Source organism: Oliverpabstia sp., assembly GCF_022785585.1.
Classification (GTDB): domain Bacteria; phylum Bacillota; class Clostridia; order Lachnospirales; family Lachnospiraceae; genus Oliverpabstia; species Oliverpabstia intestinalis.
In genome coordinates this window covers 1-2,840 of record NZ_JALFPR010000114.1, presented here as the reverse complement: position 1 = coordinate 2,840, position 2,840 = coordinate 1, and the positions used below count along the sequence as shown (strand labels likewise).

General features: G+C 44.9%; 3 protein-coding genes and 1 pseudogene. All 4 read right to left on the bottom strand.

Annotated elements, in window-relative coordinates:
* A pseudogene (locus tag MSA64_RS08215) lies at nt 1–527 on the bottom strand (hypothetical protein); the annotation flags it as partial.
* A 512-nt stretch (nt 528–1,039) separates the two neighbouring features.
* Nucleotides 1,040–1,729 (bottom strand): zinc metallopeptidase, encoded by a 690-nt coding sequence (locus MSA64_RS08210; protein WP_154432551.1) that lies wholly within the window; start codon nt 1,727–1,729, stop codon nt 1,040–1,042.
* A 130-nt stretch (nt 1,730–1,859) separates the two neighbouring features.
* Nucleotides 1,860–2,636, bottom strand: coding sequence for a GTP pyrophosphokinase (locus tag MSA64_RS08205; RefSeq protein WP_287891278.1), 777 nt, complete (start codon nt 2,634–2,636; stop codon nt 1,860–1,862).
* A partial coding sequence (locus tag MSA64_RS08200) for a hypothetical protein (protein WP_287891277.1) occupies nt 2,623–2,840 on the bottom strand: 218 nt, incomplete at its 5' end. The genes MSA64_RS08205 and MSA64_RS08200, both read right to left, overlap by 14 nt.

Below are 2,840 nucleotides of genomic sequence, written 5' to 3'. Positions count from 1 at the left end.
GACATGCCCAAGCATACTGATCGCGAACAACCGCTGCCCGACCGGAGATACGAAAGATAACGATCCAGCGGTGGTGTTCCCTCTTCCGGCAGGATATGGATCAGAACACTGGTCACGTAATATGCGAACAGACAGGAGGCGATGGTTTCCGGATCTTCTTCTTTTTCCAGATATTTTCTGAGAATCTGTGCCACATCTTTCCTTGCCATCTGCGCTTCCCTCCCATTCCCGAGGGTAAAGTTCGCAAAAGTAGAAAGCATATCTGCGGAGAGACGCAGTATGGGATCTTCACTGGTCTGGTATTTTTCCACACTCTGAATGCAGGATTCTGCCTGTGCCCTGAAAAAATACAGTTCTCCCCGTGCAATTTCCTGAAGTTTAGGATCTTCAAAGTGTTTCACCGTCTCTTCTGCTTTTCCCGGCAAAAATGTGCTTCCCATCAGTGGCAGTACCGTGCGTTTCTCACTTTTTCCGGAAACTCCCATCCTGGTTCCATCCGGAAGTACGAAGCCCTGGTCAAATTCCACTCCCAGTACCTTCGCTGCTTCCTGCCATTCCTACGCGGTCAGCGTATCCCGTTGTAACTATTTATAAAAATTCTGTCGTGACTGCCCCAATGCAGCCGCCAGCTTTGCCACACTTATCCCCTGCTCTTTGCAGATCTGTTTTACAAGCTCTTCCGTCGTCATTCGAATTTTACCTCCTGTACCTGTCTCTTTTGTCAATTGTTTGATTACCATTTATTGATTATTATGCATATATTTTTTCGAAATTTAAGATATATTTTTTATGCATTTTGGCTTGTATGTCTCGGGATTTTGACATATTCATGTCAAAACACCTCGCGGGACAGTGGCTACTGAATAGTTACATATATTCTTTTAAATTCTCTTCGCTATTTTCTACATTCACAGACTTCGACGAACAACAAATACGCCCGCTCAGACATTCCAGGTTTCCATTGTTACCTGCCTGTCTGAACGGGCGTATCTGTTTTCATATTTCCGTTTTATTCTTTTCCTGTTTTTTTCATTTTTTCTCAGTCATCATTCCGTCTGGAAATCAGGATCAATCGAATCAGCTGCAAAATCGCCGATGCCAGTGCTGCCACATATGTAAGTGCTGCCGCTGTCAGAACTTTCTTCGCACCCTGTAATTCCTGATCGCCCAAAAGATGTTTTCCTTCAAGAATCCGGATTGCCCGGTGAGAGGCATCGAATTCCACCGGAAGTGTGATCAGCTGAAAAGCTACCACAAATACAAATAACAGAATACCGATCTCCAGTAACCCGGACCATCCCAGGATCAGTCCCAGTACGATGATGGGCCAAGAAAGCCGGGAGCCGATATTGGCCAACGGTACAGAAAAAGAACGCAGCTTTAACGGTGCGTATCCTTCCTGGTGCTGGATCGCATGCCCACACTCATGGGCGGCCACACCGATCGCCGCTACAGAGGTTGATCCGTATACCGAATCCGACAGACGAAGAACCTTTTCATTCGGCGAATAATGATCGGTCAGATCACCGCGGATCCGCTCGATCCGCACATCATAGATTCCGGCATCGTGAAGGATCATCTGTGCAATATCCTGCGATAGGATGTTTCTGCTGTTCCAGACTCTGCTGTATGCCCGAAACGTGTTCTGCACATTCCAGGAAGCAAACATACTGATTAGCGCACCGATCAGTACCAGTATATAAGTTGCATCATAAAAATAATATGGCATAGTATTCCCTCTTTCTTTTCACTCACTGACACTTATTCTACCATAATTTTTCCCGGCTGACAGCAATTTCACACGCTTTTCATAAAGTTCACGTTTTTTTCAGATTTTTCACCGGTCTGCTGCAGGAAATTTAAAAGAGTGGAAGGAAAAATCCCTTCGTTTCTTCCTCTTCTTCTTTGTTCTCCGCGATCAGATTACGGATACTCTGCATTCGTTTATCCAGTGCCGCACTCTGTTCGGCACAGTCGTACAGTTCGTCCTGTAAGTACTTCATCTGCTCAGCTGGAATGTTCTTTTTATAACGCATCTTATGTTCCAGACTAGCCCAGAAGTCCATCGCGATCGTACGGAACTGCACTTCCACCGTCACCGGTTTTTTCTCATCCTGCAGGAAAATGGGAACCTGTACAATCAGATGGAGACTTCGGTAGCCGCTTGGTTTCGGATTCTGGATATAGTCTTTGCGCTCTAATAGCGTAATATCATCCTGTCGCAAAAAGCTGTCTGCCACTTCATAAATATCGGCCGGGAAGGAACAGATGACCCGCACACCGGCGATATCTGTGATATTTTTCTCAATGGATTCCAGTGTCATCGGAATATCTTTTCTACGGATCTTCTTTAACAGACTGTCGTAGGATTTGATTCTGCTTTTAATCCCTTCGATCGGATTTTTATCGTATTCCAGAGAATACTCTTCGTTTAACACCTTAAATTTTGTCTCGATCTCCATAATCGCACACTGATAATAGGACATCAAAAGATCAAACGGTTTCCGGTTTCTCTGCATCATATCGATGAATTCATCTGAAAGCAGGCTCTGCTTGACAAATTTATCACTTTTTTCTTCGATCAGAGTCCGGCTCTGCTTTCTTATTTCATTCAGTACTTCTTTATTTCTCATCATATCCAGTTTCCTCCGTATATAACTCCCACTCGCTAACACTCATTATATCATGATTCGCACCTGCGGTGCTTGACGCTGCTTTCGCAGCTATCATGATCCACATTCGCCGCTCCCGATGAACAAACTTCGTTTGTTCCCGCTCGCTAACACTCATTATATCATATATAGCATCACCATCAGTGGCATCGTTACGATGCACACCAG